The sequence below is a fragment of the Paenibacillus sp. AR247 genome, from assembly GCF_002968895.1.
GTDB lineage: Bacteria > Bacillota > Bacilli > Paenibacillales > Paenibacillaceae > Paenibacillus_AQ > Paenibacillus_AQ favisporus.
In genome coordinates this window covers 104,242-104,511 of sequence record NZ_PCZT01000010.1, presented here as the reverse complement: position 1 = coordinate 104,511, position 270 = coordinate 104,242, and the positions used below count along the sequence as shown (strand labels likewise).

At 54.1% G+C, this 270-nt stretch carries 1 protein-coding gene; it reads left to right on the top strand.

Annotated elements, in window-relative coordinates; all coding sequences use genetic code 11:
* The coding region (locus CPT76_RS20030) for an aldo/keto reductase (RefSeq protein WP_181152973.1) at nt 1-270 on the top strand (270 nt) is incomplete at its 3' end.

Genomic DNA, 270 nt, shown 5'->3' with positions numbered 1-270 from the left:
ATGAAAACTTTTCAGCTAAAAAACATAACGATCCCGGCTGTAGCCCTTGGTACCTGGTCCTGGGGGAACGGCGCCAACGGAGGAGATGCGGTTTTCGGGAATGACCTGACTGCCAAGGATCTGAAGCCCGTATTTGATGCGGCGATGGATGCCGGATTAAATCTATGGGACACAGCCGCAGTTTACGGCATGGGCGCTTCGGAGACGATTCTGGGTCAGTTCATCCGCGGGAGAGATGACGTCCTGATCTCAACAAAATTCACGCCCCGC